We start from the raw sequence: 686 nt of genomic DNA on the forward strand, positions 1-686 counted from the left end.
TGCAAGAAAATTCCATCTCTTATCCTTGTGGAAATAAAGTGTTTACTTTTAAAGATGTAGAAAATCAGTTAAAATTGATCATTAATTAAAAAGGAAAATATATGCTCATAAACCAAAGCTTTGAAATTGATTCTTGTGATGATGTAGAACTAGGTATTAAAAGAACCAGTAAGCTTGAATATCGCATAAGTTATGATGATGAAAAAGAGATTAAAGCTATAGTTTTTATAATAGGAGGTTATGGAGCCAATGCAAATATATATTTTTTAGACTCTTATAGAAATTATATTGCTAAAAATTTTGATGTAGTGACAATAAATGTTTTTTATCATTGTTTTTGTCAAAGGCGTTCAGATGTTGAGAAATATAGTACATACAAATATTTTCAAGAGGAAGATATTGAAAATATTAAAAATTTATTAAATCAGTTTCATTTTTCTTATGGTGAAATAAATAATGATAATGCGCTTTTTTTAGCGAATTCTTTAGTGAAACATGTAGAAAATTTAAAAATGCAAAATAAACTCGATCATAACTTTAAACTAAATTTTACTTCAACTTTTATCCCGCCTAATGGAGATTATCAAAATTTTGGCATTATGGCAGCTATTGATCATATCAATGCTTTAAAAGATCTAGTTAAACGCTTTCCAAAACTTGCAGATTTACCAAAAATTTATGGGGGG

The 686-nt window shown here is 26.4% G+C and carries 2 protein-coding genes; both read left to right on the top strand.

Features of this window, described 5'->3' with window-relative positions:
• Positions 1-89 (top strand): DUF2920 family protein (locus KAR88_RS08700; RefSeq protein WP_192801430.1); only part of this gene is annotated, 89 nt, incomplete at its 5' end.
• Positions 90-101: 12 nt separating this feature from the next.
• Positions 102-686: DUF2920 family protein (locus KAR88_RS08705; protein WP_192801442.1), on the top strand; the 585-nt coding region annotated here is incomplete at its 3' end.

This window comes from Campylobacter sp. JH23, from assembly GCF_017846595.1.
Lineage (GTDB): Bacteria > Campylobacterota > Campylobacteria > Campylobacterales > Campylobacteraceae > Campylobacter_D > Campylobacter_D coli.